This is a genomic window from Kribbella sp. NBC_01510 (genome assembly GCF_045040325.1).
Classification (GTDB): Bacteria; Actinomycetota; Actinomycetes; order Propionibacteriales; family Kribbellaceae; genus Kribbella.
The window spans coordinates 8,392,009-8,405,115 of sequence record NZ_CP109418.1; the positions used below are offsets into that span (position 1 = coordinate 8,392,009).

13 protein-coding genes are annotated in these 13,107 nt (G+C 66.3%); 3 read left to right on the plus strand and 10 right to left on the minus strand.

Annotated features, from left to right (window positions below; all coding sequences use genetic code 11):
* Positions 1–852 precede the first annotated feature (852 nt).
* The 4 genes from OG558_RS40970 to OG558_RS40985 all read right to left on the minus strand — a co-directional run bounded on the left by OG558_RS40970 (position 853) and on the right by OG558_RS40985 (position 3,155).
* Positions 853–2,169 (minus strand): serine hydrolase domain-containing protein, encoded by a 1,317-nt coding sequence (locus tag OG558_RS40970; RefSeq protein ID WP_405067851.1) that lies wholly within the window; start codon positions 2,167–2,169, stop codon positions 853–855.
* 77 nt (positions 2,170–2,246) lie between these two features.
* A complete protein-coding gene (locus OG558_RS40975; RefSeq protein WP_328519554.1) occupies positions 2,247–2,474 on the minus strand; it encodes a hypothetical protein in 228 nt (75 codons plus the stop codon).
* Between the two features lie 72 nt (positions 2,475–2,546).
* The gene (locus OG558_RS40980) at positions 2,547–2,750 is read right to left on the minus strand and encodes a KTSC domain-containing protein (RefSeq protein ID WP_405067852.1); all 204 of its coding nucleotides are present in this window, start codon (positions 2,748–2,750) and stop codon (positions 2,547–2,549) included.
* A 51-nt stretch (positions 2,751–2,801) separates the two neighbouring features.
* On the minus strand, positions 2,802–3,155 hold the full coding sequence (locus tag OG558_RS40985; protein ID WP_405067853.1) for an XRE family transcriptional regulator: 354 nt from the start codon (positions 3,153–3,155) through the stop codon (positions 2,802–2,804).
* 140 nt (positions 3,156–3,295) lie between these two features.
* On the opposite strand from OG558_RS40985, the gene OG558_RS40990 reads away from it, so the two are divergent.
* A complete protein-coding gene (locus OG558_RS40990; RefSeq protein WP_405067854.1) occupies positions 3,296–3,589 on the plus strand; it encodes a hypothetical protein in 294 nt (97 codons plus the stop codon).
* A 59-nt stretch (positions 3,590–3,648) separates the two neighbouring features.
* Here OG558_RS40990 and OG558_RS40995 read toward each other — a convergent pair whose 3' ends face one another.
* The 3 genes from OG558_RS40995 to OG558_RS41005 all read right to left on the minus strand — a co-directional run bounded on the left by OG558_RS40995 (position 3,649) and on the right by OG558_RS41005 (position 5,642).
* Complete coding sequence (locus tag OG558_RS40995; RefSeq protein ID WP_405067855.1) at positions 3,649–4,368, minus strand: hypothetical protein; 720 nt, start codon at positions 4,366–4,368, stop codon at positions 3,649–3,651.
* Complete coding sequence (locus OG558_RS41000) at positions 4,278–4,673, minus strand: hypothetical protein (RefSeq protein WP_405067856.1); 396 nt, start codon at positions 4,671–4,673, stop codon at positions 4,278–4,280. Before OG558_RS41000 ends, OG558_RS40995 begins: the two co-directional genes overlap by 91 nt.
* 339 nt (positions 4,674–5,012) lie before the next feature.
* Positions 5,013–5,642, minus strand: coding sequence for a hypothetical protein (locus OG558_RS41005; protein ID WP_328519549.1), 630 nt, complete (start codon positions 5,640–5,642; stop codon positions 5,013–5,015).
* 202 nt (positions 5,643–5,844) lie between these two features.
* On the opposite strand from OG558_RS41005, the gene OG558_RS41010 reads away from it, so the two are divergent.
* Both OG558_RS41010 and OG558_RS41015 read left to right on the plus strand, forming a co-directional pair.
* A complete protein-coding gene (locus OG558_RS41010) occupies positions 5,845–6,669 on the plus strand; it encodes an aldo/keto reductase (RefSeq protein WP_405067857.1) in 825 nt (274 codons plus the stop codon).
* Between the two features lie 222 nt (positions 6,670–6,891).
* Positions 6,892–7,248: a MerR family transcriptional regulator gene (locus OG558_RS41015; protein WP_405067858.1), complete on the plus strand. Its 357-nt coding sequence runs from the start codon at positions 6,892–6,894 to the stop codon at positions 7,246–7,248.
* A gap of 148 nt (positions 7,249–7,396) precedes the next feature.
* On the opposite strand, the gene OG558_RS41020 is transcribed toward OG558_RS41015, so the two are convergent.
* The 3 genes from OG558_RS41020 to nrdR form a co-directional block, all read right to left on the minus strand.
* Entirely contained in the window at positions 7,397–9,391 is a 1,995-nt protein-coding gene (locus OG558_RS41020; RefSeq protein ID WP_405067859.1) for a glycoside hydrolase family 3 protein, read from the minus strand.
* Positions 9,392–9,555: 164 nt separating this feature from the next.
* Entirely contained in the window at positions 9,556–12,450 is a 2,895-nt protein-coding gene (locus tag OG558_RS41025; RefSeq protein WP_405067860.1) for a vitamin B12-dependent ribonucleotide reductase, read from the minus strand.
* 94 nt (positions 12,451–12,544) lie between these two features.
* Entirely contained in the window at positions 12,545–13,039 is a 495-nt protein-coding gene (gene nrdR / locus OG558_RS41030; RefSeq protein WP_328519537.1) for a transcriptional regulator NrdR, read from the minus strand.
* Between the last annotated feature and the right edge of the window lie 68 nt (positions 13,040–13,107).

The window sequence follows — 13,107 nt, forward strand, 5'->3', positions numbered from 1 at the left end:
AAAACCGGTGAGCCGACACATCGAGTGATCCTCTGAACATCAGAAACAAATCAAACTGACTTGAATCCAGAAATATTTCAAAGGAATCCGACACAGACAACAAACAACCCCCACCAAAAACCACAAAAGTCCCTGGCAGAACATCATCCGAAGCCCATGCACGGGGATAATACAATTTCGGCATTGACTTTCGGCACGCTGTTGAGTTCTCAAGAATCGGACGCACACCGCGCTTCAGACTTTCGTTTGAAGCTCCGGGGCAACTCGCCCAACTTTACTGTTTCGTCCGGGGCCGGTCAAATCGGCCTCTTTCGTCCCAGTCCCCCTGCGCGACTCAGTGACCGAAACCCGCCGAGGCGTGTTTCGGCTTCCAAGACCTTCAGGGAGTTTGTCGGAGCTGCCGGCCGCTTTCGCGTCCCGCGCCTCGCTCCAACAAGAAGAACATTACTGACATTCGCGGTGCAGATGCAAATCGGGGTCCCGGACCCTGTCCGGGCTCCCTCTGCACCCCCCTCGACACCGGCCAACCGATGTCGAGACGAAGCAGTGGTCGTCCCTCTGGTCACATCACTCACTCGCGTCTCCGCGAGCGACATTTCCATGATGCCGCACCACGCAAGCGGTTTGCGCGGGCCATCCACAGGCACCGCCACCACACCGTCGTACGGTCGCTCCCGGCACACCCGTCGTACCAGGAACTCAACAGGTGGGAGCCGGTCAACCGACTCCCACCTGTCACGTAACGCACCGCCCAGCAGACGCCTCTCGGCGGGTGGCCGCTCGTAGCGGCTTAAGTTGGGGCCCGGGGTCATGAACCGAGCGGCATCAGGTGTAACCAGGCCACCCCAGCTCCTATTCCCGCGTGCAGGCGAGCTCCGCGCCCTCCTGGTGGAAGACCAGCCCGCCGTCGCGTGCCTCGAGCTCGGTGCCAGTGCCGACCGCGAACCGCGTCGCCGACCGCGGCATGAAGCGCAGCGACGGCTGACCGTCGAACGTCACCTCCAGGCCGCTCCCCCGCCGCTCGATCGTGAACGCCATCCTGCCGTCCAACCGGTACGAGCCGACGAGGTCAGCCAGCACCTCGTCAGCCGGTAGATCCGGGAGCTCGACGTCCTGCGGGTAGCCCTCCCAGCCGTACGCCGACGCAATAGCAGCGAACGCCCTCATGACCACCCACGAGCCGTTGTCACCGTTGGTCATGACGACGGCGCCTTGTCCGGTGTCGCGGTACGCCAGCAGATGACAGCGGAACCCCGCATTGCCGCCACTGTGTCCGAAACGCTGCCCAGTGTCGTCAAGGAAGAACCCAAGTCCCAGATGACCCAGCCCGCCGATCCGCTGACTTGCGGTGATCTGGGACGTGAGCATCTGTCGGACCAGCTGGGGCGACAGGAGTGCGTCGTCGGTCCCTGCGTACGTCCGCTGGACACCGATGGCCAACTTCGCGAGGTCCGTCGGCGTCGTCCAGAGCCCTGCGGCCGCCAGCTCGGGGTAAGCGTGCCATCTGCCGTCGAGCGGGCAGCCGAGTTCATCGTGTGCAGTCGCTGCTCTCGCGTGAAGTTCTGGTGGCAGCGGCTGCGCGTAGTCGCTGTCAGACATGCCGAATGGTTCCAGCACGAGCTCACGGACCAGTTCGCGGAACGGCGTGCCTGTCACATCCTCGAGTAGCTGCTGCATGACGATCGTGCCGCCGCCGGCGTACCTGAACTGCGTCCCAGGGATCAGATCGACCCGGACGCCGAAGGTGTTCGTCGGGCGCACGCCGTCGAGGATCTGCACTGTTGTCGGCAGCGCATCGTCATGGCGATATCCAGGGAACCCGTGCACAGTCAGGCCCGCACTGTGGCTGGCCAACTGCCTCAACGTCACGACCGGCTGCCAATAGCCTGTCCGCGGGACCTGCCATGACGTGAGCTTCCGGTTCACGTCCTCGTCGAGGTCGAGCAATCCACGGTCCACCAGCCTGAGCATCGCCAGTACGGCGACAGGCTTGCTGATCGAGGCAGCCTGGAACAACGTGTCCGGCGTGACGGCCGCAGGCACGCCGGCCTCCACCAGACCGGCCGTCCCGGTCTGGCGGATCTCACCGTCCTCGAACACCGCCCAGCTCGCGCCGGGCACCTTGAACTCCTCGAGATCCGTCTCGATCCCATCGCGCAGAACGTCCACGTTCCCTCCCTCGACTCCGTGATTCAGAGCCTCTGGGAGGGAACGGTACGGCGGACGCGGTTCGCCGCGAGGAGGGATTACCTCGACGGCTCAGGCGCGTTGCAGTCGATCTTCGGATTGGCACCGATGTAGTTGAGTGGGCCGGCGACGATGGTGACCAGCGTCGTGCCTACCTTGGCGCACGTCGCGTCGGATCCCGCGAAGTAGTTCCGCTGCGTGGCGGCCGCCAGGCCGATGAGCAGCCAGATGACAAGAACGATCGTGATGGTGCGGGAACGAGTCGTAGAGGCTCTACGAGTGCGCATATCCACCTCCTGGTTGGGCGCACCCCCGTGTGGACCGTCCCAGCCGGTGCCCGCCGAAGTCCCGCCGGAAACTCAGATCTCTCGGAACTCGTAGTACGGCTTGATGTGCTCGTTGACGTACGCGCCGATGCTCGGCGCGGCGAGGAGAGCGGCGTACGTCGGCTGCGGCACCTCGTAGTACTGGTAGGTGTAGCCGTTGACGTACTCGAGCTCCAGCGTGCCGCCGGACCAACCGACCGACCGCACGCTCGACGAGTTCACCAGGCGTCGCCTCATCCGCAGCTCCTCTCGATACGTCGTGCTGCGCCCGCCAGTCTGCACCGTCCATCAGTGCGCCCGTGATCGCTCCGGATCCTCGGTCTCGAGGCGTGCCAGGGCGCGGGCCAGATCGCCGAGCGCCGCGTTGAGCTGGCTCAGCGCCGAATGGTCGAGCGGTGATCGGCGGTGATCCAGGCCCAGGTTGGCCGCGAATCTGACCCCGGCGTCGGGCGACGCCTGACTGAGAAAGGTGTCGAGAGCATCCTGGAGGTGCGGGCTCGGCACCATCTCAGGTCTCTCACGCCATTTTGTGACCGTGCGTGGCGAGATGCCGAGCTGGTCGGCGAACGCCTCGTTGGTCAACCGCAGCGCCGTACGCAGGGCGTGTGCGTGCCGGCCGGTCCATTCTTCGATGACTGTCATCGCTGTCACTCCTTGCGTGTCGATCACTCCCTGCAATGAGGATATGGCGATCAAGTCACCGTCGGAGGGCAGAATTTCTGCCCTGTGGATACCGGTTGAGTTCCTGGTGAGGCCGACGAACCACCGGTTGACTTCTGCGCATGGACGAGATCAGCGGTAGAACCGCGACGCTGCTGCGGACCCCGCGACGGCGTCATCTGAAAGTCGCGAACAAGTCCGGGCCACGCTGCTTCCAGCTGGTCCGTCACGTCGACGTCTCCGGCATCAGCGGTACGGGCGTCGTCGCGGAGGGAGTCGAGTGGTCCGACGGGACGGTCGCCCTGCATTGGGGCGGACGTTATCCGACGACCACGGTCTGGCCGGACGGCGTCGACGCCCTCCTCAGCATCCACGGTCACAGCGGCGCGACCATCATTCGCTGGCTGGACGAATGAGCATGCGCTCCCGATCTCGGTGGGGCGGGCCTACCCTGCAGCCGGCCCGCCTCACCGGCCTACTCCGAATAGAACTGCTCTCGGTACTCGCCTTGGGCGTCCTTGGCCGACTTCGTCGCCGACCCGTTCAGGTCGGTCCTGGCGGCGCCGGCCCTGGTGCGGTCCCTGGTTTGCTGGGCGCCGGCGTGCCGCGGGACGGACCCCTGCTGGGACTCGTCCGTCGGATGATTCGCGTCGTCGGCCTGAGCAAGGTCGTCGACCGCGGCGCTGAAGGCGAGTTCGGCGCGGGTCGGCGGCGGACGATCGATCGCCTCCGCGCATTGAACCGGGAGATCGTTCGCAGCGGCGGACAGCTCGGAAAGCGTGTCGAGGAGGCCGACCGCGTTCTCGACCTCGCCGGGGTGATTGACGAGCCACCAGACCGCCGCCGATCCAGGCGTGGCGAAGACGTCCTCCTTCAGGTACGCACGTTTGTCTTGCTCCATCCGGCGTTCGAGCAGAGTCGTCTGCTCCCGGCGGTGCAGGGCGGCGAGGTGCTGGAGGTGCTTCTGATCCGCGTCCGGCAATCGTAGCCGCACCTCGGTGGCCCAACTGCGCACTTGCCCCTTCTCGTCGAGGGCGGGTTCGCCGAGGAGCGCGGCCACGCGGTGCTGGTTGAGCGACTCCTCAGTGACCTGTTGTCTCGCGGTCAGGGCTCGAGCGCGCTCGAGCAAGGCATCGACCGCGACCGCACCGAGGTCGGCGTGCCGCGAACCGGACAACACGGTCGACCACTGCACGATCGCCGAGAAGCTGAACTGAAGTCCGGCGAAGCAGACGGCAGCCGTACGTCGGCGACCGTCCGCGTCGGCGGTCCGGAGAAGACCGGCTCCCGATCAGGCAGTACGACGGATGGCGCCGGTGCCGGCTTGGTCACGACGGGACAGGGTTCGTCGGGCTGCTTCCAGACCACAGCCAGCAGGACGAGCAGGACCACAGTGAGCACGATCGCGGCCCATCCCGGCAGGCCGACGATGAGCGAAACGACGTACAGGATCAGAACAATCGCGGCAGCGGTCAGGAGGGTGTTCCGGTGCAACTTCATGGTGGCGTTCCTTCACCACGTCGGGCGGACGTCAGCAGGTCGGGGAATGCGTACTGGACGGCTTCCCCCGTCCCTACTCCATCCAGGTCACCGGCAACCCAGACCACGGACGCGCCACACGACGTGCCCACCAAAAGTTTCACATGGCTAACCCAAAGTAGTCGCACCGCGCGTGTCGGGCCTACCCCAGGGGCTATGGCGGAGTCGCCGCGACCAAGACAGCGGTTGGTACCCGGCCGACAACCCTCCACACCGCCGGGCGCCAACCGCATGGTCCGACGTCTCCCGGTTCGCGGTCCAGGATCCGGTCCACGCGGAGAGGTAGTGCGCGGGCGCGGGCTAGCCAGTGAGAGAACGGAGGGCTCGGCGGGAAGGGGTCAGGAGGACGGGTTTGTAGGGGCAGCGGGCGTCGGTGAGGGTTTCGTAGGCGCGGATGGCTCGGTTGGCGGCGTCCCAGCCTTGTTCGGCCGGGGTGCGGCCGAGGCCGCGGTTGCGGACCAGAGCGCCGTAGAAGGCGGAGCAGAAGACGGTGGCCTCGTACCAGCCGATGACGGTGCTGGTGCCGATATAGGTGATGTCGTCCTGGAGGCAATCGCGGATGGCGCGCTGCCACTTGCCGATGCCGGTCTTGCAGCCGTCGGCGATGACCACGCCACTGGCGATCCCCCACTGGCGGTCCAGGAACCACTCCGCCAGCGATCGCAGCGAGACCTGGGTCTGGCCGTCGGTGGACAAGAAGGAGGGCTCCTCGCTGTGGTCACCGTGTGCCATCACGTGCAGCACCGTCGAAGGGGTGGTGAGCGCGGAGAAGGCGGTCTCGTGGTCGCGGGTGCGGACGAAGTTCACGTCGATCACCGGCTGGTCCCAGCCGGCGTTGATGTTCCCGGTGATCCCCTGGACGAAGGACATCGACGCGTCGAACGAGCTGTCCAGACCGAGGTCCACCAGAGTGATCAGCCGGTTCTTCATACGCCCATCCCTCCAACGTGTTTCGATCCCCCGCCAGCAACCATGATGAACCACGGATCCGACAGTTCGCGCCCGGTTTGCCGGTGCTGAGACTGGCCGCCTGGACCTTACGACGTACGACGGGATCGGGTCGCCCGGGCGGTGGGCGCGGATCGTGATCGACGTACGGTGGCCGGGCAGCGTTCGCCGAAGGAGGAGATGGATGAGCCAGGTTCCGACAGTCACGTTGAGTCACGGAGCGGTGATGCCACGGCTGGGGTTGGGGACGTCGCCGATGAACGACGCAGATGCGGAACGGGCGACGAGTGTGGCGCTCGAGCTGGGGTATCGGCTGGTCGACACTGCAGAGAACTATCGGAACGAGGTCGGCGTCGGGCGGGCGCTGCGGGGCGTGCCTCGGGGCGAGGTGTTCGTGACGTCAAAGTTCAACAAGCGGTGGCACAGCGCCGAGGGTCCGCGGGTCGCGTTCGAGGCGAGCGCAGAGAAGCTCGGCGTGGAGTACCTGGACCTCCTGCTGATCCACTGGCCGAATCCGCAGCAGGATCGGTACGTCGACGCATGGCGTGGGCTGATCGCGCTGCGGGAGGCAGGACTGGTGCGGGCGATCGGTACGTCGAACTTCAAGCCCGCGCATCTGCAGCGGTTGATCGACGAGACCGGTGAGGCGCCGGAGGTGAACCAGGTCCAGCTCAGTCCGGTGTGGGCGAAGGCGGCCGAGCGTGAGTTCCATGCCGCGCATGGGATCGTCACCGAGGCGTGGAGCCCGCTCGGGAAGGGGACCGAGCTCCTGAGTCATCCGACGGTGCAGAACCTTGCGAAGGCGCACGAGAGGTCGCCGGGTCAGGTGGTCCTGCGATGGGAGACACAGCAGGACGTCGTACCGATCCCGAAATCAAGCGACCGCGGACGCCTCGAGGACAACCTGGCGGTCTTCGACTTCGACCTGACCGACGCCGAGCTCGCCGCCGTGTCAGCCCTCGACGGCACCGCCAAACCCGCCGCCGATTCAGACCGAGCCGGCCACTAACCCCCGCGCGCGCCTCATTGGACACGAACACCCGCTGCAATACGCCGTACGAATGCCGCGAGGTACACGACAAACGAGCCGCGCGAGCGTGCACCGCGTGCGGACGCTGTCCCTGGGCTGAATGCGCGGCCGACCAGGTGCGCGGGAGGACGGCGGAATGCGGTGGGTTGGGGCGGGGTTGGACGTTGGCATTGGGGCACGGTCGAGTTCAGCGGAGATCTGATGTTGATTGGGCAGTTGGCCAAGCGCACCGGCACGAGTGAGCGGCTGCTGCGGTACTACGAACGTGTCGGGCTGCTTGCGTCGAGGCGGCAGGCCAACGGGTATCGCGAGTACGACGAAGCGGCTGAGCTGACGGTTAGGCAGATTCGCGCTTTGCTGGCCGCGGGTTTGTCGACCAGCATCATCAAGCTGGTGCTGCCGTGTGCCCATACCGATGGCTCGCTGAATCCGTGCCCAGGTGTGCTGGACAAGCTGCGCCTGCAACTCAGCCGGCTGGATGAGCGCGCAGCCGAGCTGGCGCGCGCTCGCCAGACACTGGAACAGGCGATCACGGTTGCCGAAAGCAACAAGAGCTGACCCGAGGGCAAACCGACCGGCTCAGGTTGTGAAGGAGCCGGTGACGACCGAGTCGGATCCGACTCCGTTGCTTGGGGATCAGCAGCAGTTCGAGCGTCGTCGCGGTCAGCTACGCAAACAGCTGACCGCGACGCGCTGGGGTCAGTAGCTACTGACTTCTGGTGCGGAGTCCCCAGCCGAAGGGGTACAGGGGATGGTAGTTCGGGTCGCCGATGTTGATCGGCTCCTGGTCGGCACTGCGTGGCCAGCTGTGGGAGAGCTTGCCCGTGAAGGGGCGCTTCCCGAACAGCACGTCGGCTACGCCTTCGCCTTGTGAGCCAGGCAGCCAGGACGCGACCAGGGCGTCGATCGTGGCGAGCTGCGCAGGTGGGATGACCTGTGGGCGGCCGGAGACGACCAGCACCACGCACTTGGCAATCGCCCCACACACCTTGTCGATGACCGCTCGGTCCACCGGTTGCAGATCCAGGCTCTTCGGTTCTCGCGGCACTCCGGCGTCTTCGGGATCGTACGCCCACTGCGGACCACCGACATCACCGAAGCCCTCCGCGTAAGGCGTCTCGCCGACGACCACCACAGCCACGTCGCTGCCCGCCGTCGGTGCCGAACCGTCCTTGCTGTAGGTCACCTGTGCCTGAGGAGCAACCTGCCGGATGCCGTCGAGAATCGTGTTGCCAGGAATTCGGTGTTGTCCCGACGCGCCCTGCCAGCTGAGCGTCCAGCCGCCTGCCTGGTTCCCCATGTCGTCGGCGTTGCGGCCGGCGACGTACACCTTGGCGTTCTTCTTCAACGGCAGCAGCCCGTCGGAGTTCTTCAGCAGCACCTGCGACTTGGCGACGGCCTCACGCGCGAGCGCACGGTGCTGTGCCGAGCCGACGTCGGCGAGATGTGTGCGGTCCGTGTAGGGCCTCTCGAACAGCCCGAGCTCGAACTTCTTGGTCAGGATCCGCCGTACGGCGTCGTCGATCCGGGCCTGGGACACTCGACCGGCGCTCACCTCGTCGAGCAGCGTGGTCTCAAAGGACTGGTACGCGTTCGGCTCCATGAACATGTCGATGCCGGCGTTGACCCCGGTCCGGACCTGCTCTGCCCAGTCCCCCGGGAGCTGATGGATTCCCTCCCAGTCGGAGATGACGAAACCGTCGTACCCGAGCTTGCCCTTCAGCAGGTCGGTGATGAGCTCACGGTTCGCGTGCATCTTGATCGGGTTACCGACGCCGTCCTCGGTCCAGTCGATGCTGGAGAACGACGGCATCACCGTGCCGACGTCGTACTTGCCGACGGCGGTAAGGTACGGGGCGAGGTCGAACCGGGCAAAGTCCTGGCGGTTCGTCACCGTGATGCCCTGGTCGATCGTGTAGTCGCCGGCGGCTGATCCGAACTCGGTGTCACCATCACCCGCGAAGTGCTTGGCGCTGGCGAGCACCCGATCCGTCGCGGCGAGGTTCTTACCCTGGAATCCTTCGATCGCGGCCGCAAAGCGGCTCACCAGAGCGGGGCTCTCCGAGAAACTCTCGTACGTGCGGCCCCACCGGGTGTCGCGAGCGACGCAGATGCACGGGGCGAACACCCACTGCGGCCCGGTGGCACGGGTCTCCTCGGCCACGACGTGTTCGATCCGCTGGACCAGTTCGGGGTCCCAGGTCGATCCGAGTCCGATGTTGTGCGGGAAAACCGTTGCCCCGAGCAAGTTCCCGTGGCCATGCACCGAGTCGACGCCGTACAGGATCGGGATCTGCAGGCGGGTCTGCAGAGCGGCGGCCTGGAACCTGTCGACCATGTCTGCCCAGGCCTCTGGCGTGTTGGGGGTCGGCACCGAGCCGCCGCCGGACAGCACCGAGCCGAGCCGCCAGGTGGTGACGAGCGAGGCGTCGTTCGTCACTGCACCTCGCTCGGCCTGGGTCATCTGGCCGACCTTCTCTTCCAGCGTCATCTGGCGCAGGAGGTCTTCGACCCGCGCCTTGATGGGAAGTCTGGTGTTCAGGTAGGCCTGCCCGCTGTTGCGCATCTGCGGGCGGGCCGTTGCATCGAACGACCCACGGTCGGGAGCAGCTCCCGACGACGGGACCGAAACCAGTGCGATCACCAGGCCGACGGTGACCAACGCGGCCCAGGTGCGATGCGATGATTTACTCAAACGCATGACGTTCTCCATGGGCGAGAAAGGAGTGGAGCGCTCTCTTCGTCACCCTCCGGCGATCGACCGCTACGGTCAAGGACTCGCCGCACTTCATGCGCTGAGCGACGCACCTCGGCCCCCGGGGAATGTGGGAAGTTCCCGGGGGCCGTGATGCTTTCAGCTGGTGGTCAGCTGCAGCCGGAGGTGCTGCCGCAGCCTTCGCAGACGTAGCAGGAACCGCTGGGGCGCATCTTCGTGCCGCAGGTGAAGCAGAGCGGTGCGTCGACCGAGGTGCCGGTGATCAGTTCGAGCATCTCGGCGGTGGTGTGGGCCTCGCCCTTGACCGGCTTCGCGGCGGCCGCCTCGACCGGCTTGTCGGCGACGTCCGAAGCGACCGGCTCGACCGACTTCAGGGACTCGGCCTCGGACACCTCGACCGGGGCCGGCTCGTAGGAGCCGGTGTCGAGCTGCCGGGACCGCTCGTCCGCCGAGTAGATGCCCAGGGCGGCCCGGTCGTCGAACGGCAGGTAGTCCAGGGCCAGGCGGCGGAAGATGTAGTCCATGATCGACTGCGCCATCCGGACGTCCGGGTCGTCGGTCAGACCGGCCGGCTCGAACTTCAGGTTGGTGAACTTCTGGACGTAGGTCTCCAGCGGTACGCCGTGCTGCAGCGCGATCGAGATCGCGATCGAGAAGGCGTCCATCACCCCGGCCAGCGTCGAACCCTGCTTGCCCATCTTCAGGAAGACCTCACCGAGACCGTCGTCCGGGTAGGAGCCGGCGGTCATGTAGCCCTCGGCGCCACCGACCGAGAACGACGTGGTCCGCGACGGCCGTGACTTCGGCAGGCGCTTGCGGGTCGGCCGGTACTCGATCACCTTCTCGACGATCTTCTCCGCGACAGTGCCAGTCTCGGCCGCGGCTGAAGCAGTCTTCTTCGCCTTCGCGTCCGCCAGCGGCTGGCCGACCTTGCAGTTGTCGCGGTAGACCGCGAGCGCCTTCAGGCCGAGCTTCCAGCCCTGGAAGTAGACGTCGGCGATCTCCTCGACCGTCGCGGTCTCCGGCAGGTTGACCGTCTTCGAGATCGCGCCGGACAGGAACGGCTGTGCCGCCGCCATCATCCGCACGTGACCCATCGGCTTGATGGCCCGCTCGCCCATCGCGGTGTCGAAGATCTCGTAGTGCTCCGGCTTCAGGCCGGGCGCGTCGACGACGTGACCGTGCTCGGCGATGTACTCGACGATCGCCTCGATCGTCTCCTCGGTGTAGCTGTACTGGCGCAGCGCCCGCGGGACCGTCTGGTTGACGATCTGCATCGAGCCGCCGCCGACCAGCTTCTTGAACTTGACCAGCGAGAAGTCCGGCTCGATACCGGTGGTGTCGCAGTCCATCATGAAGCCGATAGTGCCGGTCGGCGCGAGCACCGAGGCCTGCGCGTTCCGCCAGCCGTTCTTGCCACCGATCTTCAGTACGCCGTCCCACGCCGCGGTGGCGTGCTTGTGCACGTCCTTGTCGATCTGGTGCACGGTCCGGATCGCGTCGTTGGCCGCCGCGTGCTTGCGCATCACCCGGGTGTGGGCGTCCTTGTTCCGCTCGAAGCCGTCGTACGGGCCGACGACGCCGGCCAGCTCGGCCGACCGCCGGTACGACGTCCCCGTCATCAGCGACGTGATAGCGCCCGCCAGTGCGCGACCACCGTCGGAGTCGTAGGCGTGCCCCGTTGCCATCAGCAACGCACCGAGGTTCGCGTAGCCGATGCCGAGCTGCCGGTACGCGCGGGTGGTGTCGCCGATCGCCTCGGTCGGGAAGTCGGCGAAGCAGATCGAGATGTCCATCGCGGTGATGATCAGCTCGACGGCCTTGACGAACTTCTCCGAGTCGAACAGGTCGTCGTCGCGGAGGAACTTCATCAGGTTCAGCGACGCCAGGTTGCAGGACGAGTTGTCCAGGTGCATGTACTCCGAGCACGGGTTGGACGCGGTGATCCGGCCCGTCTCCGGCGTGGTGTGCCAGTCGTTGATGGTGTCGTCGTACTGCAGGCCGGGATCGGCGCAGGCCCACGCGGCGTGCGAGATCTTGTCGAACAGCTCACGCGCGTCGACGGTCTCGATCACCGAGTTGTCCAGCCGCGCCCGCAGCCCGAACTCGCCCTTCTCCTCGACCGCGCGCATGAACTCGTCGGTGACCCGGACCGAGTTGTTGGCGTTCTGGTACTGCACCGAGGTGATGTCGCGGCCGCCGAGGTCCATGTCGAAGCCCGCGTCACGCAGCACGCGGATCTTCTCCTCCTCGCGCATCTTGGTCTCGACGAACTCCTCGATGTCGGGGTGGTCGACGTCGAGCACGACCATCTTCGCCGCGCGCCGGGTGGCGCCGCCGGACTTGATCGTCCCGGCGGAGGCGTCCGCGCCGCGCATGAAGGAGACCGGGCCGGAGGCGGTGCCGCCGGAGGACTGCAGCAGCTCCTTGGAGGAACGGATCCGGGACAGGTTCAGACCGGCGCCGGAGCCGCCCTTGAAGATCAGGCCCTCCTCCTTGTACCAGTTCAGGATCGAGTCCATCGAGTCGTCGACGGCGAGGATGAAGCAGGCCGACACCTGCTGCGGCGACGCGGTCCCGACGTTGAACCAGACCGGCGAGTTGAAGCTGAAGTACTGGTGCAGCAGCATCCAGGCGAGCTCGTGCTCGAACACCTCGCCGTCGGCCGGGGTGGCGAAGTAGCCGTACTCCTCACCGGCCTTGCGGTAGGTCTTCACGACCCGGTCGAGCAACTGCTTCAAGCTCCACTCGCGGTTGTCGTGACCGACCGCGCCACGGAAGTACTTCGTGGTGACGATGGTGGACGCATTCACGCTCCAGTAGTCGGGGAACTCGACCCCGCGCTGCTCGAAGACGGTCTCACCGGTCTTCCAGTTCTGCTGTACGACGTCGCGACGCTCCCAGGTCACCTCGTCGTACGGGTGCACACCCTCGGTCGTGAAGATGCGCTCGATGGTGAGTCCCGCGGGCACGTTCTTGCCCCTGCGGAACCCGGCCGCCGACCTCTTGGTCGACCCCGAGTGGCCGGTCACCGTCTCTGTCATGGTTGCTCCTCGCCCTGTGTCTGTACCGCCGCGGTCTGTCGGGACCGCCCCGTTGAGTAACGCCAGGTGTTGCAGGTGTTGCTGAATCCCCGATTTATGTCTGCTGGGTCGGCTTCAGCGGGCGCGGCTCGGTGCCCTGAGGCTCCTTCTCCGCCCGCAGCAGCGCGATCTCGGTCTCGAAGTCGTCGGCGGACTCGAACTGCCGGTAGACGCTCGCGAACCGCAGGTAGGCGACCTCGTCCAGCTCCCGCAGCGGACCGAGGATCGCTAGTCCGACCTCGTGCGCGGGCACTTCCGGCGAGCCGCTCGCCTTGAGCGCGTCCTCGACCTTCTGGCCCAGCCGGGCCAGTGCGTCCACGTCCACCGGCCGGCCCTTGCAGGCCTTGCCGACGCCGTTGATGACCTTCTCCCGGCTGAACGGCTCGGTCGCGCCGGAGCGCTTCACGACCGTCAACTGCATCTGCTCGACGGTGGTGAACCGCTTCTCGCAGACCGGGCACTGCCGCCGGCGGCGGATCGCTCCGCCGTCCTCGGCCACCCTGCTGTCGACCACTCGGGAGTCGGCGTGCCGGCAATACGGACAGTGCACGAATCACTCCTCCCGTCGGCCGCCGAGGGGGCGGTCTGTGGATCAGCCTGGGGACAACCTGTGTATGA

Bases quoted from the DNA above. Each gene is read 5' to 3' on its own strand.
- OG558_RS40990 (WP_405067854.1), top strand. From the start codon at position 3,296: ATGGACGAGATCAGCGGTAGAACCGCGACGCTGCTGCGGACCCCGCGA.
- OG558_RS41015 (WP_405067858.1), top strand. From the start codon at position 6,892: ATGTTGATTGGGCAGTTGGCCAAGCGCACCGGCACGAGTGAGCGGCTG.
- OG558_RS41025 (WP_405067860.1), bottom strand. From the start codon at position 12,450: ATGACAGAGACGGTGACCGGCCACTCGGGGTCGACCAAGAGGTCGGCG.
- OG558_RS40985 (WP_405067853.1), bottom strand. From the start codon at position 3,155: ATGACAGTCATCGAAGAATGGACCGGCCGGCACGCACACGCCCTGCGT.
- OG558_RS41005 (WP_328519549.1), bottom strand. From the start codon at position 5,642: ATGAAGAACCGGCTGATCACTCTGGTGGACCTCGGTCTGGACAGCTCG.
- OG558_RS41000 (WP_405067856.1), bottom strand. From the start codon at position 4,673: ATGAAGTTGCACCGGAACACCCTCCTGACCGCTGCCGCGATTGTTCTG.
- OG558_RS41020 (WP_405067859.1), bottom strand. From the start codon at position 9,391: ATGCGTTTGAGTAAATCATCGCATCGCACCTGGGCCGCGTTGGTCACC.
- OG558_RS41010 (WP_405067857.1), top strand. From the start codon at position 5,845: ATGAGCCAGGTTCCGACAGTCACGTTGAGTCACGGAGCGGTGATGCCA.
- OG558_RS40975 (WP_328519554.1), bottom strand. From the start codon at position 2,474: ATGCGCACTCGTAGAGCCTCTACGACTCGTTCCCGCACCATCACGATC.
- OG558_RS40980 (WP_405067852.1), bottom strand. From the start codon at position 2,750: ATGAGGCGACGCCTGGTGAACTCGTCGAGCGTGCGGTCGGTCGGTTGG.